The sequence below is a fragment of the Algihabitans albus genome (assembly GCF_003572205.1).
In the GTDB taxonomy this organism is placed as follows: domain Bacteria; phylum Pseudomonadota; class Alphaproteobacteria; order Kiloniellales; family DSM-21159; genus Algihabitans; species Algihabitans albus.
Map to the genome: position 1 here is coordinate 1005509 of NZ_QXNY01000002.1, position 20131 is coordinate 1025639.

The following is a 20131-nucleotide window of genomic DNA, read 5'->3' on the forward strand; positions in this document are numbered from 1 at the left end:
GACGACATCCGTGCCGGTATGGGTACCGCCGCCGTTATAGCGGGATCCAACGCCGCCTGTCAGTCGGGGACAGGTTAGATCAGATCGCCTCGTCGCAAGCGGCAAACACCTCCTTCGCCGCCTGCAAGCCGTTGAGCGCGGCGGGAAAGCCGGCATAGACGGCCATCTGCATGACGATCTCGACGATCTCGTCGCGACTGAGCCCGACCTTGAGGCCGGCTTCTATATGGACTTTCAGCTGCGGCGTCGCCGTACCCATAGCCGTCAGGGCTGCGATGGTAGCGATCTCCCGATCGCGCAGGGCGAGACCGGGCCGGGCGTAGATGTCGCCGAAGGGGAACTCCAGCAGATAGCGGGCGAAGTCCGGCGCGATGCCCGAGAGCGAGGCCGCAACTCTTTCGCCGGCTTCGCCATCGATCTCAGAGAGCAGGCGTCTTCCCCGCTCCAACCGGGTTTCCTCCGGTCGCGTCTGTCTCGGATCCGGGAGCTGCGTCATGATCTTCCATCCTCCGCTCGCCGCCGGCATAGCCGGCGATCTTGGTGTCAAGGACGACAAGACAGGCCTGTAGCCTTTCCACATCGGCGCGTACCCGCTCGCGATGGGCTTCCAGAAGCGCAGATCGCTCGCCTTCGCTTTGCGGACCTCGTGCGCGCAGGTCCGCATAGCGCAGCATCTCCCGGATCGGCATTCCGGTCGTCCTCAGACGGCCGAGAAAGTCGATCCAGATGAGGAGCGAGGCATCGTAGTCCCGATGTCCCGATCCATCCCGGTCCGCTCGCGGCAAGAGCCCGATCCGCTCGTAGTAGCGGAGCGTATGGCGGGAGAGTCCCGAGCGTTTGGCGAGTTCGCCGATCTTCATCTGGAGGTCCTGTCTCGTCACGACGCGCCGGAGGCTAAAGGTTAGAGCGCACTCCAAGTCAAGCGCGCTTTCACCGTTGAGAATGCGAGGGCCGCCTGTATAAGTTGTCGGACAGTCCTCAAGTCATCGTGAAAGAGATCTGAGCCATGAACAGCGCCGCGACAGAGACTTCCGCTCCCTTGGGTGCAGCCCTCGCCTGGCTGCGCGGAGGATCCTGGACAAGGCGCGTCTTCCTGGTTCTCGCCGGCACCTTGTTCCTCGCCGCCTGCTCCTGGATCGAGGTGCCGATGGTGCCGGTGCCCATGACCATGCAGACCTTCGGCCTCGTGGTGATCGGTGCGCTCTACGGCTGGCGGCTCGGCGGCGCGACGGTGCTGACCTACCTGCTGCAGGGCGCCTTGGGCTTGCCGGTGCTGGCCGGCGGAGCCGCAGGCTTCATTCACTTCGTCGGCCCGACCGCCGGCTATCTCTTCGGTTTCGCCCTGGCCGCCGTGATTGTGGGCTGGCTGGTGGAGCGCGGCGTCGCGCGTCACCCCCTCTCCGCCTTCGCGGTTATGCTGCTGGGCCATGCCGCGATCCTCGCACCCGGTGTCGCCTGGCTTTCGACCGTCACCGGACTGGGCTGGACCCAGGCGACGGCCCTCGGCCTGACGCCCTTCCTGCTGGGCATGGTCTTGAAGTCGGCACTGGCCGCCGCCTGTCTTCAGGCGGCCCAGCGCTATCGCCGGCCGACCCCGCCGCTCGTCTGACGGTCTCACGCTGCCGCGATGACCTGCACCTCATGACTTTGCGGCTGCGACATCACCACCTGCTCTGCCTGCTCACCTATGTCGGCAAGGGCTACAGCCCGGCTTTCGTCGCCAATTTCGACCGTATCGCCGCGCGCGTTTCGGGTGGCGAGGAGGTTCTGCTGGTCGAGGGGCCGGACGACATCTGCGCGCCGCTGATCGCCAGTGAGGCGCAGCCCCATTGCCAGCGCGACAGCGTACGCCGTCGCGATACTGAGGCGACGGAGGACTTGAGCCGTCTTCTGGACGAACCGCTGCCGGTCGGCAAGACGATCACGCTATCGGCGCAAACCAAGAACCGCCTGCGCCAGGGCTTCGCGGCCGGCACCGCGCGTCGCGCCTGTTCCGGCTGCCAGTGGCACGATTTCTGCTCGGCCGTCGCGGCCGAGGGCTTCGAAGGCGCCCGCCTGACGTAGGCGGAGTGCCGCGCCCCTTAGCCGTCAGTGGCCGGGATGGCTGGCAGCGAGAGCCTCCTTCTGCTCCTCGCTGGCCTCGGTCTGGTGCTTGGCGCGCCAGTCGTCGTAGGGCATGCCGTAGACGATCTCGCGCGCGGCGGCCTTGTCCATCTCGATACCGCGCTCGTTGGCGGCTTCCTGATACCAACGCGACAGGCAGTTGCGGCAGAAGCCGGAGAGATTCATCAGGTCGATATTCTGCACGTCCGTGCGCTCGCGCAGGTGATCGCGCAGGGCGCGGAAGGCCGCGGCCTCGAGTTCGGTGCGGGTCTGTTCGTCCATCGATCTCTCCCTTTCTTGGTCTTAGCGGCGTTCTCGCTTATGTGTGCTCGGAATCCAGACCTGCAACGGTTTCCGTCATCAGCCAGTCGACGACCCGGTCGAGCGCCGGGCCGCGCTCCAGCCCCTCCTCCAGGGCCGCGTCGTAGATCTGGATCTGACGGTCGGCACTGGTCCCGCGCTCGATCACGCCGCGCGACGCCTCGCAAAGATCGAGACAGTCCAGAGCCAATGCGTCCTCGCGGGTCAGCTCCAGAATTTCCTCCAGCAGGTCCGGATAGGCCACCACCGCCCCCTTTCCGAAGTCGACCAGCCCCTCGTCCATGCCATAGCGCATCGCCCGCCAGCGGTTTTCGCCGATCAGCATGTTGGAATAGCGTCGCCAGCGCTGGTTCGTGCGCTTCAACCGCCAGAGCATGCGCAGAAGACAGAGGTAGATCGCCGCGACGGCCAGTCCGTCGTCGATGCGGGTGCAGATATCGGGAGCGCGCAGTTCCAGGGTCGGAAAGCGCGACGAGGGACGCACGTCCCACCAGAGCTTGGAGCCATCCTCGATCAGCCCGGCATCGACCAGGACCTGCAGATGGCGCTGATACTCGCCCCAGGAATCGAACTGGGCCGGCAGGCCGGTGCGCGGCAGCTCGTCGAAGACGGCCATGCGGTACGACTTCAGGCCGCTGTTGCGTCCGCGCCAAAAGGGCGAGGAGGTCGAGAGCGCCAGCAGATGCGGCGTGAAGTAGGCCGCCTGCCCCATCAGATCGATGCGCAGATTGTCGTCGTCCAGACCGACATGCACGTGCATGCCGCAGATCACCAGGCGGCGGGCCGGCGCCTGGATATCGCGCGCCAGCATGTTGTAGCGCTCCTTGTCGGTGTGCTTCTGCCTGTCCCAGTCGGCCTTGGGATGGGTCGAGGCCGCGAGCAGGGCCAGATCGTGCGCCTCCGCCACCTCCGCCACCTTGCCGCGCAGCTCCCGCAGCTCCGCCGCCGCTTCGCGCACGGAGTCGCATTTACTGGTGCCAATCTCGACCTGGGACTGCAGGAACTCGGGGGTCACCCGCTCGCCGAGGGCGTCCTCGAGCGCGCTCATCAGGCCGGTCGGCGGTTCGACAACCAGGTCGCGGCTCTCCGGATCGACCAGCAGATACTCTTCCTCGATACCGACGGTGAAAGTGGGCTCGACGGATGCTGTCATGTCCGGTGAAGGCTCCGGCTAGAGGGACCTGAAGGTGGCTGGGTCGGCAAGCACGGGCCGCAGCACGGCGGCCAAGATCTGAGCCCAGCGTTCGGCCCCGGCCTGGGTATCGATCACGTCCTGGCGCAGCTCGATCAGGACGTGCGGCAGACCCCGCGCGTCGCCGTGGGCGTGCAGGCTGTAATCCTCGGTCGAGCGCCCGCTGTAGGGTTCGTTGTCGCCGGTCGCGATGCCGCGCGCGCGAAGCGACTCCAGCAGCGGACGTGGCAGGCGGTCATCCCGGTCCCAGAGGATCGCTGCCTCCATCCAGCGCTCCTCTCCCGCGAAGACCGGCGTAAAGGAATGCAGAAAGACCAGGGCCGGCGGGAGGCCTTCGGCGAGCTTCGCCTCGATCATCCGCTCGCAAGCCGCATGATAGGGCGCGAAAAGCTGTTCGCGCCGCAGGCTGACCTCGCGGTCGCTGAGGTGCCTGTTGCCGGGCACCTCGGTCCCGTCGCTGATCGGCGGGATGGAGGCGGGCACGTCGACCCTGCGGTTCGGGTCGATAACCAGGCGCGAGAAGCCCGACAGCACGGCCGGAGCGTCCAGCAGCAGGGCCAGACGCCGCGTCACCTCGGCCGCGCCGATGTCCCATGCGATATGGCGCGCCAGTTCGGCGCGGTTCAGACCGAGATCGCCCAGGACCTCCGGCACGCGGTTGGAGGCGTGATCGCAGGTGATCACCATCGGCGCCGAGCCGCTGGGGTTCAGGATGGTGAAGGGGGGCGCCTCGTCGCGGGTCAGAAGACGTAGGTCGACGGCGCCGCGCGGTGTCTCTCCGTCAGGCATAGCGCACAACTATAGCGGCCTTTTCGGCGGCGCAACAGGCCGGCGAAAGCGGGGCTCGCCTGAGCAGTGAGCTGTATTTGACGGGCGCCGCCGAAGCGGCCTCAATGGGGGGCATGGACCCGCTCGCGCCCAACACCTTCTTTTGCATCGATGGCCATACCTGCGGCAATCCGGTCCGTCTGGTCGCCGCAGGAGGACCGCTGCTGGAAGGCGTCGGCATGAGCGAGAAGCGTCAGGATTTCCTGGCACGCTACGACTGGATCCGCACCGCGCTGATGTTCGAGCCGCGCGGCCACGACATGATGTCCGGCGCGCTGCTCTATCCGCCGACGCACTCCGGACTCGCACAAGGCGCAGACGCCGCGATCCTCTTTATCGAGACCAGCGGCTGCCTGCCGATGTGCGGTCACGGGACCATCGGCGCCGTGACCTTCGCCCTGGAACGCGGGCTGGTTCAGCCGCGCGAGCAGGGCCTGCTGCGCCTCGAGACCCCGGCCGGACCGGTCGAAGCGCGCTACTTCCGCGACGCGCAGGGGTTCGTCGAGGCGGTGCGGATCACCAACGTGCCGAGCTTCCTGGCGCTCGAGGGGCTGGAGATCGACTGCCCCGACCTGGGACGACTGCGCCTCGACATCGCCTACGGCGGCAACTTCTATGCCATCGTCGAGCCGCAGGCCGCCTTCGCGGGACTGGACGGCCTGACGCCCGGCGAGATCCTGCGGCTCTCCCCCGAGCTTCGGCGGAGGATCAACGCCACCGTCGAGATGGTTCATCCGGACGATCCGACGATCCGCGGCGTCAGTCATGTCATGTGGACCGGCGCTCCCCGGCACCCCGATGCGGATGCCCGCAATGCCGTCTTCTACGGAGACCGGGCGATCGACCGCAGTCCCTGCGGCACCGGCACCTCCGCGCGCATGGCGCAGTTGGCGGCGCGCGGCCAGCTGGCGGTGGGCGACAGCTTTCGGCACGAGAGCATCATCGGCAGCCTCTTCACCGGCCGGATCGAGGCAACGGCCGAGGTCGACGGGCGGCCCGCCATCGTTCCCTCGATCGAGGGCTGGGCCCGGATGACGGGGCTCAACACCCTCTTCGTCGAGGCGCGCGACCCCTACGCGCACGGCTTCCAGGTCGTATAACGCCTTTTATCCACAGCTTCCCCGCTTTGCGCAGCCGACCGGCCCGTTGAGGCCCAGGGCCAGCCTCGCTAAGGTCCGCCCCGCCGTGTCGCGCCCGCAGCCATCGCCCGATGGCCGGCGCCGTTCGCGCGGTCAGACTTTCCAGCAAGCAGGAGAAGAACAGCCCATGAGCGATGTCGGTGGCGTAGCGGCAGACCGTCTGAAGTCCTTCATCGAGCGAATCGAACGGCTCGAGGAAGAGCGCACGGTGCTTGGCGCCGATATCCGCGAGATCTACGCCGAAGCCAAGGGAACCGGTTTCGACACCAAGATCATGCGGCAGGTCATCAAGTTGCGGAAGATGGATCACGCCGACCGGCAGGAGCAAGAGCATCTGCTGGAGCTCTACAAACGCGCGCTCGGCATCCAAGAGTAACCGTCCATCTACTTAGCTGTCGTCTTGCCTGTCGCCGCAGAACGTCAGCAAAAAACCAGTGAGACTATTCACAGATCGACCGAATTCCAGCAGAGTGAGCCGGAGAATTACTGGAGACGCCATTTGCAATTTGGGATTGGAGTGGTCATCCTAACGCCTCCTTTTTGGGTTCGTCGCATTTGCAATCCGGCGCCGGCCGGATGTTCCCTCGGAACGAGCTCCCCGGAACATCGCAGTGCTCGAGCGTCGGCTGCGAAAGCCGTCGGCGGACCTCTCGTACCCGCGGCCCACTCTGCATGAGGCCTCGCGGTTCGCGCGAATTGCTGGAAGGCGCCGATGTATAAGAAGATCATGGTCCCCGTCGATCTGGCCCATACGGACCGACTCGAGAAGGCACTGAAGACCGCGGGGGATCTGGCACGGCATTACGAGATCCCGGTCTGCTACGTCGGCGTGACCGCCTCGACGCCCGATGCGGTGGCCCGTTCGCCGGAGGAATATGCCCGGAAGCTGACAGCCTTCGGCGCAGCTCAGGCGCAGGAGGGCGGTTTCGAGGCAACCACGCGCTCCTTCCTCAGCCGCGACCCGACCCGGGAGCTCTACAAGCTCCTGACGACGGCGGCCGACGAAATCGGCGCCGACCTCGTGATCATGGCCTCCCACATCCCCGGCCTGCCGGAGCACATCTTGACGTCGAATGCCGGCTACGTGGCATCGCACAGCGACGTTTCCGTCTTCGTTATCCGCTAACGGACCGAGACGAAAACCCGGCGCTCCGCCTCCAGGCCGGACCTCGACGGGCAGCAGAACAGGAAAGCACAGGAGTTCCGAGATGAGCGACAGAGGCACTCCGGCACCGGATGACGCCGCCGAGATTCCAGCACCGGAGGGCGCCTCCGACGTCATCGAAACGGACTACGAGATCGGCCAGGACAATATCCAGGCCAACCTGGGTCCCTTCGGCCTCGACATCCATAACCCGGTGTTTCTCGTCTCGGGCCTGGTGATCGTCGCCTTCGTGGTGCTCACACTCGCCTTTCAGACTCAAGTCGGGCCGCTGTTCAACGACATCCGCAGTACCCTGACCTCCGGCCTCGACTGGTTCTTCCTGATCGCCGGCAACATCTTCGTGATCGTCTGCCTGGTGCTGATCGTCTCGCCTCTCGGGAAGGTCCGACTGGGCGGGCAGGACGCGACGCCGGAGTACAGCTACATCGGCTGGTTCGCCATGCTCTTCGCGGCGGGCATGGGCATCGGCCTGATGTTCTTCGGCGTACTCGAGCCGGTCTACCACATGGCGATTTCCGAACCGCTGGGCGTTCCCTCGCCCTTCGCCGAAGACGGGACGCTGATCGAGGAGAATCTGGCTGCCGCCAAGGCCATGGGGATGGCGGCCACGATCTATCACTGGGGCCTTCACCCTTGGGCGATCTACGCGATCGTGGCCCTGGCGCTGGCCCTCTTCAGCTTCAACAAGGGCCTGCCGCTGACCGTGCGCTCGATCTTCTATCCGATCTTCGGCGAGAGGATCTGGGGTTGGCCGGGACATATCATCGATATCCTGGCGGTCTTCGCGACCTTGTTCGGCCTCGCGACCTCGCTCGGCTTCGGAGCGCAGCAAGCCAACGCCGGGCTCGACTTCGTGTTCGGGATTCCCATCAGCATCAACACGCAGATCGTTCTCATCATCGGCATCACCTCGGTCGCCCTGATCTCCGTGCTGCGCGGACTGGACGGCGGCGTCAAGCTGCTGTCCGAGATCAACATGGGTATCGCCGCTCTGTTGCTGATCTTCGTCATCGTCGCCGGCCCGACCCTGGCGATCGTCACGGGATTCTTCCAGAACATCCTGGAGTACCTGCGCGACGTGGTGCCGCTCTCCAATCCGGTCGGCCGGACGGACGACGACTTCCGTCAGGGTTGGACCGCCTTCTATTGGGCCTGGTGGATTTCCTGGTCGCCCTTCGTCGGCATGTTCATCGCACGCGTCAGCCGCGGGCGCAGCGTGCGGGAGTTCCTGATCTGCGTGCTGATCATCCCGATGCTGGTCGGCGTGCTCTGGATGACCGCCTTCGGCGGTACGGCCATCGAGCAGGTGATCGCCAACGAGGCCAGCGCGGTGAAGGAGTACGTCATCACCTCCTACTCGCCCGAGTTGTCGCTCTTCGGCATGCTGTCGGAGCTGCCGCTGGCTTCGATCACCTCCGTGGTGGCCGTGGTGCTGGTGATCGTCTTCTTCGTCACCTCATCGGATTCCGGCTCCCTGGTGATCGACACCATCACCGCCGGCGGAAAGGTCAACGCCCCGGTGTCCCAGCGCGTCTTCTGGTGCATCTTCGAAGGCCTGGTGGCCATCGCCCTGCTGCTCGGCGGCGGCTTGGCGGCCCTGCAGGCGGCAACGGTCTCGACCGGCCTGCCCTTCGCGATCGTGCTGCTGCTCGCCTGCTACGCGATCTTCAAAGGACTGCTGAGCGAGCCGCGCTGACCCGACCGGAAAACGCAAACCGGGGGCAGGCATCTGCCCCGACACCCTAAAGCGGTTCTGCTCTTTCCTACGTTTAGAAAGCGATCCATGTCCTGGGCGGAAGCGACCCCACATCCGCCCAGGACAACCGCGATCCAGGTGCGCCTTCTGACCGCAACGGCGCGTCGAGCGGTGCGCGTCGAGACAACTATAGTGCGCAGGGCGCGCGATCTAGGCACACGCTTCGTGCGTATTCGCCGGGTGTCTGTGCGACCTTAGAGATTTGCTAACCCTCATAGCTCAGATTTTAGAAGTCGTACTTTTACGTACGATTTCGCGCGTGCGGTCGCTCGCGTACCGTTGATCGTTGGAGATCTGGCCATGAAAACCCTTCTCACCCCCTCGGTCGGGCTGCGCCTGGCCGGTGGATTTGGATTGGTTCTCCTGCTGCTCATCGCCTTGGGGGGGAAATCGGTCTGGACCACCAATCTTCTGGAGATGGAGATCGAGGGCTACGCGACAGCTGGAACCGCGGCGCAAGACGCGGCGGAGATCGCCTCAACCTTCCTGGAACTGAAGGTGGTCGTTCACGAGTACGTGGCAAAGAACAGCCAGGAGCGTTTCGTCCGCGCCGAGGGCCTTTACGCAGAGCTGCAAGACATCATCGCCGCCAAGCATGAGCGTGCCGGTACGGAGGAGTTGCGCAGCGCCCTCTCCGAAGTCGAGGCGGCGGCGACAGCCTACTGGCAGGGCTTCGAGAAGCTCGCGCAAGTGCGTACGGCCCGCAACGAGGTACGCGACGGGTCCCTGCGTGCCGGCGGCGACGCGCTGCGCGCGGCCCTGACTCCCCTGGTGCAGGATGCACGCGACAACACCGATCATTCGACGGCCGAAGCGCTGGGCCGCGCCCTGACGGCCTTCCTGCTGGCGCGCGACTACACCGGCCGTTTCGTCGAACTGCAACGCAGCGAGGATCTCATCGAAACCGAGACCCAGCTCGCCGAAACGGAGAAGCTGTTGGGCTACGCCGTGCGATTCGCGCAATCGAGCGAACGCCGTGAGGCCATCGCCAGCCAGACGGATCCGCTCGCGGCCTACCAGGCGGGAGTTCTGGAGTTCCAGCGCCTCGCCGAGGAGGGCAATCGCCTCAATGCGGAAGTGATCGAAGTGACCGGCGGTCGGCTTGCCGCAAGGTTGGACGAGATCCAGAACGCGGCGGTGGCTCAAGAGGCCGCGATCGAGGCCGCGGTCCAACAGCAGGCCGCGACCTCGACAAAACTATCGATCGCCTTGTCGCTGGCCGCCGCCGGCCTGGGCGCGCTGCTCGCATTTCTGATCGCCCGCAGCATCGTCCGTCCTCTCAAGAGCATGACGGCGGCCATGCATCGACTGGCAGGCGGCGACCTCGAGACGGAGATCCCGGCACGCGGACGAAAGGACGAGATCGGCGCGATGGCCGGCGCGCTGGAGGTGTTCAAGAAGAACGCCGCCGAAACCGAGCGGCTGAACCGCGAAGCGGCGGAGCGCGACGCGCGTCAGGCCGGCGAGAAGCGCCAGATGATGAACGAGTTGGCCGACGGTTTTGAGGCCAGCGTGCGCGGTATCGTCGGCAGCCTGACCACTGCCGCCACGGAGATGCAGTCCAGCGCTCAAACACTGAGCCGGACCGCCGAGGAAGGACGCGGTCAGGCATCGGCCGTGGCCGCAGCGACGCAGCAGGCCTCGGCCAACGTGCAAACCGTCGCAGCCTCCGCCGAGCAGCTTTCGGCCGCGATCCGGGAGATCGCGGTGACCGTCGACCAGTCCAACCGGAGCGCCGGGCGAGCGGCGGAGCAGGCTCAGGCCACGACCCAGGCGATGCAGGCCTTGACCGCAAAGGCGCAATCGATCGGGGATGTGGTCGGTTTGATCTCGGATATCGCCGAGCAGACCAATCTGCTGGCGCTCAACGCAACGATCGAATCCGCCCGAGCCGGGGAAGCCGGCAAGGGCTTCGCGGTGGTCGCGTCCGAGGTCAAGAACCTGGCGGGCGAGACCTCGAAAGCCACGGAGCAGGTCGGCGGCGAGGTCGATGCCGTGCGGGACGCCACCGGCCAGGCCGAAACCGCCATCGGCGAGATCGTGAGCGTGATCACGGAGATTAGCGAGCTGGCGACCTCCATCGCCGGCGCCATCGAAGAGCAGCAGTCCGCAACGCAGGAAATCGCCCGCAATGTCCAGGAGGCCTCGGGCGGCACCGCCGAGGTTGCCGAGAAGATCGAGCAGGTCGATGCCGCCGCCGGCGAGACCGGACGCGCGGCCAGCGACCTTTTGGCAGCCGCGCAGGGGCTGTCCCAGCAGGCCGAGCTCCTGACCCGCGAACTCGACGGCTTCGTGGAAAAGGTGCGGGCGGCCTAGAGCGCGGTCGTCCTCAATGGACGGCGCTGAGGCGAGGCCGCTTACGGCGAGCCTGCCCCAGATCCGCAGAGACGCAGACCCGCTTCGGGCTGACGGAGCTCCCACATCAGGCAGGGTCGCAACCGGCGAAATTCGTCTTACGCCGCCATGATCCGCTCGAGAAAACCGCGCGTCTGAGCCTCCAGAGTCTCGACCAGAGCGCTCAGGTCACCGACGGTCTGCCGAACCGACGAGGCCTCCTTGTTAGTCTCCGTCGCGATGGCCTCGACCTCCTGCACGTTGGTGGAGGCGGCCTTGGTGCCGGCAGCCGCATGCGCGGCGCTTTGCGATATATCGTCGGCGGTCACGAGCTGTTCGTCCACTGCGGTGGTGACGATACCGACCTGCGAGTCCAGACCGTCGATAGCAGAAGAGACGCGTTCGATGCTGGCCGCGCTACGGTCGATCGCCGCCACCATGGCCTCGACCTTCGCGCGGATATTCTCCGTCGAGCTGCCGGTCTGCACGGCAAGAGATTTCACTTCGCTCGCGACCACAGCGAAGCCCTTGCCGGCTTCTCCGGCGCGAGCCGACTCGATGGTTGCGTTCAGCGCCAGCAGGGTTGTCTGATCGGCTATCCTGGAGATCAGGTCCATGACGCTGCGGATCTCATCTCCCATGCTCTTGAGCCCGGCGAAGTGTTCTGCAATCTCACCGGACTCTTGCGAGACCGTCGCGGCCTGGCCGCGCATGCTCTGCGCCTGACGGCTGACCTCGCCGATCGAGGAGGCGATCTTCTCAGCCGCCCCTGCGACGGACTCCGCCGCCTCGGTCGAACGGCTGGCCTCGAGACTCGCCGTCGAGGAGCGGTGCTGCGTCCCGGAGGCACCGTCGGTCAAACGGACTGCAGAGTCGCTCAAAGCAGAGGTCCCCTGAGTCAGGCGCGACAGCACGGACTCGAATTCGCCGCGAAACTCGGACACGATGGACCTAAGAGTCCCTGCCCGCGCGGCTTCGGCCTCGGCAGCTTCCAGCTTTTCCTGCTGCAGGCGCCGTTGTGCCTGCGCGCTCTTTCTCAATTCGATCAAGCCTGTGTGCATCTGCAGCGTTTCTGTGGACTGCAGAGCCTGATCGGGCTGCGTGAGATCCAAGTCCAAGTCGCCGGAGGCGAGGCTCTGCAGGCGGTCGGACACGAAGTCCACCGCCTTGACCATTCTGCTCGTCTGACGCCGGGTGATCCAGGCCCCACCCAGGGTCAAGGCCAGAAGACCTGCCGCGACCGCGATCAGGCGCAAGCGCGCACTCTGCGCTTTTGCCTGTGCGACATCGAGAGTCTGCGCCGCAATCCAGTTCTCGACCTCCACGATCAGATCGATCCGCGACGTCGCGGTGTCGAACCACTCGACCCCGCGGACACCCTGTCCGTCGAGAGTTTGCGGCAGAGTTGTCAGAATTTCCCGCCAGGCGATAACCTGATCGACGTCAGCCCCGACAACCGTGGACTTGAAGTGTTCGCGAAACTCCGGTTTGGCGAACGCAAGGAAGTCTCTGAGGTAGGCCCGTTCACCGGCCAAACGTACAAGATAGCTGTTGTAGAGCGAGGCATCGAATTCGTGACGTCCGATGAGGTCGAACACACGGCTGCCCAAAGCGCGCTCCAGTCCTGCGTTCTCGACAGCCTTGACCAGTGCCAAATAGGCGAGAAGATTCTCGGTGACTTCCGTCGACTGACTGACCTCGACGGCGAACCCGATTGTATCGATCAGGCCTTCGACCGCAGTTGTGTAGCCGGAGAGAACGTTGCCGACACTCGCGTCACCCGCATCGACCCTAGCCCGCAACCCGAGGGCTTCGTCGACCAACTTTCGCGAGGTAACAAAGTCCGCCGCACGCGCGGAAAGCAACTCCGCTGGCGGGTTACGCGTCAAGACGACATCGAAAGCGGCGACGGCCCGGTCGGTTTCAGACCTCTGGGCATTCAAGGCTTCGGAAACGCGCTCGCGCTCGTCAGAACTCAAGAAGCCGACGGAGCGTCCGCGTTCCCTCTGCAGCTGATGGACGAGGGCGTTGCTAGCCTCGGCCACCTCAATGGCGGAAATCGACAACTTGCTGGAATGCAAGACCTGGAGCTGCTGGTACCCCAAAATCAAGCCGAGCAACAACGCAGTCAACAAGGGCAGAGCCACCAACCCATTGAGTTGCCATGCCATCGAGGAAGATTTGAATTGCATTACCGAAGCTCATTCACCGTCACAACCGTCTTGTTTTTTTAAAGAACACAGCTTTCGAAGCCGTAAATGAGACAATCGTTCGCACTCAAATCACTATTTATTACATACGATTTCGTTATAAATATTTGTTTTTTACTTATAGTCGAACAGAAAATCGACTAGACAACGAAAGTGTGTTGGTCTCGATCAAAACGGAGAGGTTCCTAGGCGGCACAGCAGCGGCAGAAGATCGGGCACCACCAACGAGCCGCCTTGCGCCGCGCTGGGAGGGAGAATGGCCTCTCGGTGCGGCGATGCCACGCGGGCCGTTAGCGATCGTGTGGGATCGCTTCGCGGTTCAGCCGATCACGACAGGCTCTGATCGATCCGCAGTGCTTCCAAAGCCTCGCGCAGAGGATCCGGCAGCCGCTCGACCGGCCGCATGCTGGTGCGGTCGACGAAGACGTGGACGAAGTGTCCGGTTGCCGCCGGCGTGTCCGACCCTTGCTTGAACAGGCCGATCAGATACCGCACCGAGCGGCCGCCCAGGCGCCCGACCGCGAGGCCGGCCTCGATGGTTTCCGGGAAGCTGAAGGAATCACGGAAATTGCAATGGGTCTCGGGCGTGATGCCGATCACCGTTCCGCCATGGATGTCGAGACCGCCTCGCGCGATCAGATAGTCGTTAATCACCGTATCGAAGTAACTGTAGTAGACCACGTTGTTGACGTGACCGTAGATGTCGTTGTCCATCCAACGGGTCGGGATCTGCAGGAAATGCGGATAGCCGACGCGGGATTGAGGCGGCGCTAGATCTTCAGACACGGGATAGAGGACTCCGGAAAGCGGCGGCGAGGCTGCGCCGCTTGAGCTTTTAGCAGCCGGCGGCGCGGAGCCCAAGTTCAAGGAGAACCCATCCCCTGACGTGCGATACCTATACGGCTTGCTTCAGGGCCTCCAGGGTCGCGTCGGGCTGTTCCGTCATCATCATGTGACCGCTGTCCGGGATCACAACCGCCTCCGCCCCCGGAATCAGGTCCGCGAGTTTGGTGCCCGCCTTGGCCGGGGTCATCTTGTCGTCGGCCCCGAGAATCAGGCGGGTCGGACAGCGCACCCGGACCGCATCGGCCGCACCCTCGGCATAAGCGTCGCAGGCCGCCAGATCGCCGTGCAGAACCCCAGGCCGCGCCCGCTCCAACAGACGCTCGCCACCGCCAAGCAGCCAGGTGCCGGCAGCCGGATGGCCGCCGAGATGGGCGCGCGGCCCATGCGCCCAGTCGTCGATCAATTCCAAAGCTTTGTGATCGTTGGCGGCCGCCAGCGCCAAGAGGTCGGGATGCACCGGCATTTTCGGCGCCACGCCCAGCAGCGCCAGAGCCCGGAGCCGCTCGGGATAGCGGGCGGCGGCGGAGAGACAGGCCAGCGCACCCATCGAATGCCCGACCAATGCGGCCTGCGCGACACCGACCGCGTCCAACAGGGCGATCAGCCAATCGCCCAACGCCGGAATATCGGTCACGGCCTCGCCTGCGGAGCGACCATGGCCCGGCAGATCCAGGGCCAGGATGGCCCGACCGCGATGGGCCAGATAGCGGCTCTGCAGCGCCCAGACGCTGTGGTCCATGCCGGCCCCGTGGACCAGCAGCACGCAAGGCAGGGCCGGATCGAAGGGGCGCCCGCCGGTCGCCGCGAAGATCTCGGTTCCCTCGACCGTCACCTGCATCACGCGGCCTCCTTCGCCGCGGCGCGCAACGCCTGCTTCACATCGGCGACGATGTCGTCCGGATCCTCCAGACCGACCGAGAGGCGGATCAGGTCTTCGCCGACACCGCTGACCCGCAGTTCCTCGGCCGTCAGCTGCGAGTGGGTCGTGCTGGCCGGGTGGATGACCAGGGTCTTGGCATCGCCGACGTTCGCCAAGTGGCTGGCGAGTTGCAGCCGCTCGATGAAGATGCGTCCCGCCGCGCGGCCGCCCTTGATCCCGAAGGCGACCATCGAACCGGCCCCCTTCGGCAGAAGCCGCGCTGCCAGGTCGTGATCCGGATGATTGGGAAGCGCCGGGTGGGCGACCCAGGCGACCTGCTCGCTGGCCTGGAGAAAATCGAGCACCTTCAGGGTGTTGGACTCGTGGCGCTCCATACGGAGCGGCAAGGTTTCAATCCCCTGGAGCAGATAAAAGGCCGTCTGCGGCGCCATTACGCCGCCGAAGTCGCGCAACCCCTCGGTCCGCGCCCGCATGGCGAAGGCGGCGGGACCGAATTCCTCGGCGTAGTCGATGCCGTGGTAGCCCGCGTAAGGCTCGGTCAAGGTGGGGAACTTGCCCGAAGCCTCCCAGTCGAAGCGACCGCCGTCGACCAGCAGCCCGCCGATGGCGATCCCATGGCCGCCGATCCACTTGGTCGCCGAATGCATCACCAGGTCGGCGCCCAGCTCGATGGGCCGGCAGAGCGCCGGCGTCAGGAAGGTGTTGTCGATCGCCAGCGGCAGCTTGTGGCGCCGGGCGACCTCCGCGACCGCCGGCAGGTCCATGACCTCCAAACCGGGATTGCCGACCACCTCCCCGAAGATCAGCCGCGTCTCCGGCCGGATCGCCGCCTCGAATGCCTTGGGATCGCGCGGGTCCACCAAGGTGGTCTCGATGCCGAAACGCGGGGCCGTGTGCAGAAAGAAGTTGATCGAGCCACCGTAGAGACAACGCGAGGCGACGATATGGCCGCCCTGCCCCATCAGCGTCGCGATCAGAAGCCAGAGGCAGGCATGGCCAGAAGCGCCGGCGAGCCCCGCCACGCCCTTGTCCAGAGCGGCGATGCGCTCCTCCAGCACGGCGACGGTCGGATTGCCGATCCGGCTGTAGATGTATCCGGGACGCTCCAGGTTGAACAGACTGGCGGCGTGATCGCTGTCGCGGAAGACGTAGGAGGTGGTCTGGTAGATCGGAACCGCCCGAGCGCCGAAAGTGGCGTCGGGCTGCTGGCCGGCATGCAAGGCCAAGGTATCGAACTTCAGGAACTTGGGGTCGGCCATGACGTGCTCCCACTGCAGGACTGTCGCTTCGGCGGGAGCCTATAGGGGCTTGGGGGCCGGCGTCGAGAAAACGCCACAGTCGGGGCGGCTCGGTCGGAGAAACGATGGGACGCGGCCGATCTCACTCTCGAACGCTGCGCCCGATCGCCCGAGACTCCGGAGTCCCAAAGGAGTGGAGGGCCGTTCAACCTCGCGGTTGCGGCCCTCCGATTTCTTGTGGCGGCTCCCTGTCAACTTGCCGGCGGCGACTCTAGCAGGGTGCAGGGGTGCGTCAAGAGACTCGTTATGGTCAAAAGTCGAAATTGAGTCATAAATCGCTGGAACAGTGCGCAAAAGAAAAGCCGCCGGCAAGCCGGCGGCAAGTCAACAGGGAGGCGTCACAAGGAACGGATCTTACATCCGGTCATTGGAGTGTGCGTCCCGATCCGGGAGCGCCCCAATGACAGAAGCGATCATAGTTACCTTATACTAACGAATGGTTAACGCGCCTGGCAAGACTGAAGTTTTTTCTTCACTAGACAAAAAATCTCTGTGGCAGATTAGTGGCTCGATTTGCTTATTTAGGAGTCTTCGCGGGAAAATTACCGTCAAGATCCCGATCCTGACAGATCATTGACCATTCCCCGTCCCTTCGATCTTGTCTTGCACAAATTGAATATCCTCAGCAGAGACCACAACTCAGGGCCAAAGAAGCGGAGTGCAGACCGATCGTCCACCGCGAATTTCTTACGCTCGGCCTCGACGGCTGTCGGGCCGGTTGGATTGCGGCAGGCTGGCGAGGCGCCGGATCCGCCCCGGTCTTCAGGCTGCTTCGCCGCTTCTCCCTCGTGGATTTCGAGGGCGGAGAGTTCAAGGCTGTCGGTTGGGCGGGCGCCGAGCAGATCGCTATCGATATCCCCATCGGTCTGCCGGACAGCGGCCGCCGGGCCTGCGATCTCGCGGCGCGGGCCGCCCTCCCTCCAAGCGCGCGCAGCCGGGTCTTCCTCGACCTGCGGCGGCCGCAGCTTCGCTACCTGCCGAGCGACTACCCGGGCGCCAACGCCTGGAGCAAGGCCGACGGCAAGGGATTGAGCAAGCAAGCCTGGTTCATCCTGCCCAAGATCGCCGAAGTGGATGCCGCCCTGACGCCCAACGACCAGACGCGGGTGCGGGAAGTGCATCCCGAAGTGGTCTTCCATCGTCTGAGCGGCGGAGCGCTGCTGCCGAGCAAGAAAACGTCGCAAGGCCGCGGCGTCCGCCTCGAGTTGCTGGCCGCGGCCGGACTGCGCCCGCAGGAAGGCTGGGACCGACGGTTCCCTCGCAAGGACGTTCAGCCCGACGACCTGATCGATGCCGCCGTCTGCGCCCTGGCGGCACGCCGAATCGCCGACGGCAAGGCCACGGCCTTACGGCTCGAAGGTCTCTCCGGCGTCTCGGGACGCGACAGCCGCGGACTGGCGATGGAAATCTGGGCCTAAAAACGGGCTCTCCAGACGGCCTCGCTATTGGGCCAACCAGGCACCGTCGACCGGCAGCGACACACCCGTCATGTTGTCGGCAGCCGGAGAGCAGAGGAACAGCGCCACGCCGCCGACCTCTTCCTGCGACACGAAGCGTTCGCTCGGCATGCGTTCGCACACCAGCTGCCGTTTCGCTTCTTCTTGGCTCAAGTCCTGCTCGGCCGCCTTGGCGTCGACCTGCTTCTGCACCAGCGGCGTCAGAACCCAGCCCGGACAGATGGCATTGCAGGTGACACCGCTGGTGGCGGTCTCCAGGGCCGTGACCTTGGTCAATCCGATCACGCCATGCTTGGCAGCCACGTAGGCCGACTTGTGGATCGAGCCGACCAGACCGTGGACGGAGGCGACGTTGAGGATGCGGCCCCAGCCCTTCGCCTTCATGTCCGCCACCACGAGCCGTGTCGTGTGAAAGCAGGCGGAGAGGTTGATCGCGACGATGGCGTCCCAGCGGTCGGCCGGAAAGTCCTCCAGCGGCGCGACATGCTGAATGCCGGCGTTGTTGACCAGAATATCGATTCCGCCGAACCGCGCCTTGGCGCCGGCCACCATGCCCTCGATGGCAGCGGCGTCGGACATGTCGGCACCGTCGTAAGCGACCTCGACGCCATAGGTCTCGGCCAGACGGCTGCGCAGCGCCTCGATCTCCCCGGCGGGTCCGAAGCCGTTCAGTAGAAGGTTCGCGCCGGCGCTCGCCAAGGTCTCGGCGATGGCCAGTCCGATACCGCTGGTCGAGCCGGTTACCAGAGCGGTCTTGCCTGTCAGCGATGCGGTGGCGGGCGATAGGGGCACGGGTATCCTCCCTCTCAGGCTGCGGGTGTCGGGGTGAAATTCGAACGCTGTCGTACCCCGGAGTCAGTCTTGAACGCCAGCCGCGATTGTGCGGATGCGAAGACGTTGCCTCCGGGCCCGCGAATCGCCAGAGTGCGACCCATGCAGCCCTGGATCGCCTGGATCATTTTGTTGGCCGGATGGGCCCTGCCGCTTCTGCACGTGGCCCTTTCACCGCGCAGCGGCCCTTGGCTACCGCCGCCGGGCGGCAACTGCCCGCTGGGTCCGCGGGTCGGCTGGCTGACGCTGGTCCTGCTGCTCGGCCCGATCGGCTGGGCGCTCTACATGAAGGCGCGGCGGACCCGAACGGCCACCGGCTGAGCCTCGTCAAGTCACGAGGGTCTCGAATCTTGCTCAGGAAGCGGGCCCACAACCCGGACAAGCCGCCCGAGACCGGCCGCCTGGAGTGAAGCTGACGACAAACGCCTAGCTCTTGAACAGTGCATCGGCGGTGCCCTGATAGTCCGTCTTGGCGGCGATCTTGGCCCGCACGCGCTCGGCCTCCGTTTCCAGCTCCGCCAGGTAGTCCTGCAGTTCCTCGACCCCCAGGAGATCGAGATCCCTGGGCTTGGCGATCGCTTTGCGCGGCTCGAGATCGTCGGTGTCCATGCGGCTCGCTCCTTGCACTTGTCCTGTACCAAGTCTAGACCCGGCAACCATAACTGCGCAAAGCCGAGCCTGAGGAGGACGCCACACCATGACCATCCTGCCGAGCGAGATGACAGCGATCGAGATCTCCGAGCCCGGCGGGCCGGAGGTGCTGCGCCCCACCGAGCGGCAGGTGCCGCAGCCGGGTTCGGGGGAAGTGCTGATCCGCGTCGCCGCGGCAGGGGTCAACCGACCCGACGTCCTGCAGCGCAAGGGCGCCTATCCGCCGCCGCGCGGGGCCTCCGACATTCCCGGTCTGGAGATCGCCGGCGAGGTCGTCGCCCTAGGCGAGCAGGTGACTTCGTTGCAGCGGGGCCAGCAGGTCTGCGCGCTGGTCACGGGCGGCGGTTATGCCGAGTACTGCCTGGCCCCGGCCGCTCAGTGCCTGCCGCTGCCGCAAGGCCTCTCGCTCGTCGAGGCGGCGGCCCTGCCGGAGACCTTCTTCACGGTCTGGTCCAACGTGTTCGACCGCGGCGGCCTGAAGGCCGGCGAGGCCTTTCTGGTCCACGGCGGTTCCTCGGGCATCGGCACGACGGCGATCCAGCTGGCCAAGGCCTTCGGCGCGAAGGTCTTCACCACGGCGGGCAACGCCGCGAAGTGCCAGGCCTGCAAGGAGCTGGGCGCCGACCTCGCGATCAACTACCGGGACGAGGACTTCGTGGCCGCGGTCCGCGAGGCCAACGGCGGACAGGGCGTCAATCTGATCCTCGACATGGTCGGCGGCGCCTACATCGCCCGCGACGTCGACCTGCTGGAGCCAGACGGACGACTCGTCTTCATCGCCTTTCTGGGCGGGGCCAAGGCGGAGATCAACTTCCAGACCGTGATGGTCAAGCGCCTGACGATCACCGGCTCCACCTTGCGGGCGCGCGACGTCGGCTTCAAGGCGGCCATCGCCGCGCAGCTGCAGACCCAGGTCTGGCCCATGATCGAAGCCGGGCAGGTCAAGCCGCAGATCTACAAGACCTTCACGCTGGAGCAGGCGAGCGAGGCCCATGCCCTGATGGAGTCCTCCACCCATGTCGGCAAGATCATGCTGACAGTCACGGGCCGGCGGTCTTAGAGGGCACCTAGCGACGAGCGCTGTTCGGTCCGGGTTCGGCGCACGGCGCCTACTTGGTCA

22 protein-coding genes (1 of these 22 only partly in view) are annotated in these 20131 nt (G+C 65.4%); 10 read left to right on the plus strand and 12 right to left on the minus strand.

The window, feature by feature from the left end; genetic code table 11:
- Positions 1-79: 79 nt before the first annotated feature.
- Both DBZ32_RS06310 and DBZ32_RS06315 read right to left on the minus strand, forming a co-directional pair.
- Positions 80-448 carry a carboxymuconolactone decarboxylase family protein gene (locus DBZ32_RS06310; protein WP_328587476.1) on the minus strand — a complete coding sequence of 123 codons (369 nt, stop codon included), beginning with the start codon at positions 446-448 and terminating at the stop codon, positions 80-82.
- Positions 420-860 carry a MerR family transcriptional regulator gene (locus DBZ32_RS06315; protein ID WP_119166213.1) on the minus strand — a complete coding sequence of 147 codons (441 nt, stop codon included), beginning with the start codon at positions 858-860 and terminating at the stop codon, positions 420-422. The genes DBZ32_RS06310 and DBZ32_RS06315 overlap by 29 nt, the downstream gene beginning before the upstream one ends.
- A gap of 146 nt (positions 861-1006) precedes the next feature.
- On the opposite strand from DBZ32_RS06315, the gene DBZ32_RS06320 reads away from it, so the two are divergent.
- Positions 1007-1609 (plus strand): biotin transporter BioY, encoded by a 603-nt coding sequence (locus tag DBZ32_RS06320; protein ID WP_119166214.1) that lies wholly within the window; start codon positions 1007-1009, stop codon positions 1607-1609.
- A gap of 32 nt (positions 1610-1641) precedes the next feature.
- Positions 1642-2064: a DUF1284 domain-containing protein gene (locus tag DBZ32_RS06325; RefSeq protein ID WP_119166215.1), complete on the plus strand. Its 423-nt coding sequence runs from the start codon at positions 1642-1644 to the stop codon at positions 2062-2064.
- A 24-nt stretch (positions 2065-2088) separates the two neighbouring features.
- Here DBZ32_RS06325 and DBZ32_RS06330 read toward each other — a convergent pair whose 3' ends face one another.
- From DBZ32_RS06330 to DBZ32_RS06340, 3 genes are read right to left on the minus strand one after another with little or no spacing between them, the layout of a single operon-like run.
- Positions 2089-2385, minus strand: coding sequence for a DUF1244 domain-containing protein (locus tag DBZ32_RS06330; RefSeq protein WP_119166216.1), 297 nt, complete (start codon positions 2383-2385; stop codon positions 2089-2091).
- Positions 2386-2422: 37 nt separating this feature from the next.
- Complete coding sequence (locus tag DBZ32_RS06335; RefSeq protein WP_119166217.1) at positions 2423-3577, minus strand: carboxylate-amine ligase; 1155 nt, start codon at positions 3575-3577, stop codon at positions 2423-2425.
- Between the two features lie 18 nt (positions 3578-3595).
- Positions 3596-4405, minus strand: a complete 810-nt coding sequence (locus DBZ32_RS06340) for an N-formylglutamate amidohydrolase (RefSeq protein WP_119166218.1) — start codon at positions 4403-4405, stop codon at positions 3596-3598.
- 104 nt (positions 4406-4509) lie between these two features.
- Here DBZ32_RS06340 and DBZ32_RS06345 point away from each other — a divergent pair, with 104 nt between their 5' ends.
- The 5 genes from DBZ32_RS06345 (at position 4510) to DBZ32_RS06365 (ending at position 10820) form a co-directional block, all read left to right on the plus strand.
- On the plus strand, positions 4510-5544 hold the full coding sequence (locus DBZ32_RS06345; protein ID WP_235830063.1) for a 4-hydroxyproline epimerase: 1035 nt from the start codon (positions 4510-4512) through the stop codon (positions 5542-5544).
- Between the two features lie 166 nt (positions 5545-5710).
- Positions 5711-5959, plus strand: coding sequence for a DUF2312 domain-containing protein (locus DBZ32_RS06350; RefSeq protein ID WP_119166220.1), 249 nt, complete (start codon positions 5711-5713; stop codon positions 5957-5959).
- A gap of 336 nt (positions 5960-6295) precedes the next feature.
- Positions 6296-6709 carry a universal stress protein gene (locus DBZ32_RS06355; RefSeq protein ID WP_119166221.1) on the plus strand — a complete coding sequence of 138 codons (414 nt, stop codon included), beginning with the start codon at positions 6296-6298 and terminating at the stop codon, positions 6707-6709.
- 82 nt (positions 6710-6791) lie between these two features.
- Positions 6792-8444, plus strand: coding sequence for a BCCT family transporter (locus DBZ32_RS06360; protein WP_119166222.1), 1653 nt, complete (start codon positions 6792-6794; stop codon positions 8442-8444).
- Between the two features lie 360 nt (positions 8445-8804).
- Positions 8805-10820, plus strand: coding sequence for a methyl-accepting chemotaxis protein (locus tag DBZ32_RS06365; RefSeq protein WP_119166223.1), 2016 nt, complete (start codon positions 8805-8807; stop codon positions 10818-10820).
- A gap of 137 nt (positions 10821-10957) precedes the next feature.
- Here the strand turns inward: DBZ32_RS06365 and DBZ32_RS22720 are convergent, their stop codons facing one another.
- From DBZ32_RS22720 to DBZ32_RS06385, 4 genes are all read right to left on the minus strand, one after another.
- The gene (locus DBZ32_RS22720) at positions 10958-13030 is read right to left on the minus strand and encodes a methyl-accepting chemotaxis protein (protein ID WP_119166224.1); all 2073 of its coding nucleotides are present in this window, start codon (positions 13028-13030) and stop codon (positions 10958-10960) included.
- A gap of 345 nt (positions 13031-13375) precedes the next feature.
- Positions 13376-13834 carry an acyl-CoA thioesterase gene (locus DBZ32_RS06375; protein WP_235830064.1) on the minus strand — a complete coding sequence of 153 codons (459 nt, stop codon included), beginning with the start codon at positions 13832-13834 and terminating at the stop codon, positions 13376-13378.
- Between the two features lie 109 nt (positions 13835-13943).
- Positions 13944-14732 (minus strand): alpha/beta fold hydrolase, encoded by a 789-nt coding sequence (locus DBZ32_RS06380; RefSeq protein WP_119166225.1) that lies wholly within the window; start codon positions 14730-14732, stop codon positions 13944-13946.
- A complete protein-coding gene (locus DBZ32_RS06385; RefSeq protein ID WP_119166226.1) occupies positions 14732-16033 on the minus strand; it encodes an O-acetylhomoserine aminocarboxypropyltransferase in 1302 nt (433 codons plus the stop codon). The genes DBZ32_RS06380 and DBZ32_RS06385 overlap by 1 nt, the downstream gene beginning before the upstream one ends.
- A 707-nt stretch (positions 16034-16740) precedes the next feature.
- Here DBZ32_RS06385 and DBZ32_RS06390 point away from each other — a divergent pair.
- Positions 16741-17490 (plus strand): DUF429 domain-containing protein, encoded by a 750-nt coding sequence (locus DBZ32_RS06390; RefSeq protein WP_268877936.1) that lies wholly within the window; start codon positions 16741-16743, stop codon positions 17488-17490.
- A 24-nt stretch (positions 17491-17514) separates the two neighbouring features.
- Here DBZ32_RS06390 and DBZ32_RS06395 read toward each other — a convergent pair whose 3' ends face one another.
- The gene (locus DBZ32_RS06395; RefSeq protein ID WP_208539116.1) at positions 17515-18321 is read right to left on the minus strand and encodes a 3-hydroxybutyrate dehydrogenase; all 807 of its coding nucleotides are present in this window, start codon (positions 18319-18321) and stop codon (positions 17515-17517) included.
- 141 nt (positions 18322-18462) lie between these two features.
- On the opposite strand from DBZ32_RS06395, the gene DBZ32_RS06400 reads away from it, so the two are divergent.
- On the plus strand, positions 18463-18681 hold the full coding sequence (locus tag DBZ32_RS06400) for a hypothetical protein (protein ID WP_119166228.1): 219 nt from the start codon (positions 18463-18465) through the stop codon (positions 18679-18681).
- 105 nt (positions 18682-18786) lie between these two features.
- Here the strand turns inward: DBZ32_RS06400 and DBZ32_RS06405 are convergent, their stop codons facing one another.
- On the minus strand, positions 18787-18969 hold the full coding sequence (locus DBZ32_RS06405; protein ID WP_119166229.1) for a DUF1192 domain-containing protein: 183 nt from the start codon (positions 18967-18969) through the stop codon (positions 18787-18789).
- 88 nt (positions 18970-19057) lie between these two features.
- Between DBZ32_RS06405 and DBZ32_RS06410 the strand changes: the two genes are divergently transcribed.
- Entirely contained in the window at positions 19058-20071 is a 1014-nt protein-coding gene (locus tag DBZ32_RS06410) for an NAD(P)H-quinone oxidoreductase (protein ID WP_119166230.1), read from the plus strand.
- 49 nt (positions 20072-20120) lie between these two features.
- Here DBZ32_RS06410 and glpK read toward each other — a convergent pair whose 3' ends face one another.
- Positions 20121-20131: the 3' end of a glycerol kinase GlpK gene (gene glpK, locus DBZ32_RS06415; protein ID WP_119166231.1), read on the minus strand. It continues 1492 nt past the right edge of the window; only the last 11 of its 1503 coding nucleotides appear in the window; its start codon lies off the right edge, out of view — the gene reads right to left on this strand; its stop codon occupies positions 20121-20123.

What these genes read in the sequence shown, in the direction of transcription:
- DBZ32_RS06365 (WP_119166223.1), top strand. Translation starts at nt 8,805, where the DNA reads ATGAAAACCCTTCTCACCCCCTCGGTCGGGCTGCGCCTGGCCGGTGGA.
- DBZ32_RS06340 (WP_119166218.1), bottom strand. Translation starts at nt 4,405, where the DNA reads ATGCCTGACGGAGAGACACCGCGCGGCGCCGTCGACCTACGTCTTCTG.
- DBZ32_RS06400 (WP_119166228.1), top strand. Translation starts at nt 18,463, where the DNA reads ATGCAGCCCTGGATCGCCTGGATCATTTTGTTGGCCGGATGGGCCCTG.
- DBZ32_RS06320 (WP_119166214.1), top strand. Translation starts at nt 1,007, where the DNA reads ATGAACAGCGCCGCGACAGAGACTTCCGCTCCCTTGGGTGCAGCCCTC.
- DBZ32_RS06325 (WP_119166215.1), top strand. Translation starts at nt 1,642, where the DNA reads ATGACTTTGCGGCTGCGACATCACCACCTGCTCTGCCTGCTCACCTAT.
- DBZ32_RS06380 (WP_119166225.1), bottom strand. Translation starts at nt 14,732, where the DNA reads ATGCAGGTGACGGTCGAGGGAACCGAGATCTTCGCGGCGACCGGCGGG.
- DBZ32_RS06410 (WP_119166230.1), top strand. Translation starts at nt 19,058, where the DNA reads ATGACCATCCTGCCGAGCGAGATGACAGCGATCGAGATCTCCGAGCCC.
- DBZ32_RS06355 (WP_119166221.1), top strand. Translation starts at nt 6,296, where the DNA reads ATGTATAAGAAGATCATGGTCCCCGTCGATCTGGCCCATACGGACCGA.
- DBZ32_RS06385 (WP_119166226.1), bottom strand. Translation starts at nt 16,033, where the DNA reads ATGGCCGACCCCAAGTTCCTGAAGTTCGATACCTTGGCCTTGCATGCC.
- DBZ32_RS06335 (WP_119166217.1), bottom strand. Translation starts at nt 3,577, where the DNA reads ATGACAGCATCCGTCGAGCCCACTTTCACCGTCGGTATCGAGGAAGAG.
- DBZ32_RS06330 (WP_119166216.1), bottom strand. Translation starts at nt 2,385, where the DNA reads ATGGACGAACAGACCCGCACCGAACTCGAGGCCGCGGCCTTCCGCGCC.
- DBZ32_RS06405 (WP_119166229.1), bottom strand. Translation starts at nt 18,969, where the DNA reads ATGGACACCGACGATCTCGAGCCGCGCAAAGCGATCGCCAAGCCCAGG.
- DBZ32_RS22720 (WP_119166224.1), bottom strand. Translation starts at nt 13,030, where the DNA reads ATGCAATTCAAATCTTCCTCGATGGCATGGCAACTCAATGGGTTGGTG.
- DBZ32_RS06350 (WP_119166220.1), top strand. Translation starts at nt 5,711, where the DNA reads ATGAGCGATGTCGGTGGCGTAGCGGCAGACCGTCTGAAGTCCTTCATC.
- DBZ32_RS06315 (WP_119166213.1), bottom strand. Translation starts at nt 860, where the DNA reads ATGAAGATCGGCGAACTCGCCAAACGCTCGGGACTCTCCCGCCATACG.
- DBZ32_RS06345 (WP_235830063.1), top strand. Translation starts at nt 4,510, where the DNA reads ATGGGGGGCATGGACCCGCTCGCGCCCAACACCTTCTTTTGCATCGAT.
- DBZ32_RS06360 (WP_119166222.1), top strand. Translation starts at nt 6,792, where the DNA reads ATGAGCGACAGAGGCACTCCGGCACCGGATGACGCCGCCGAGATTCCA.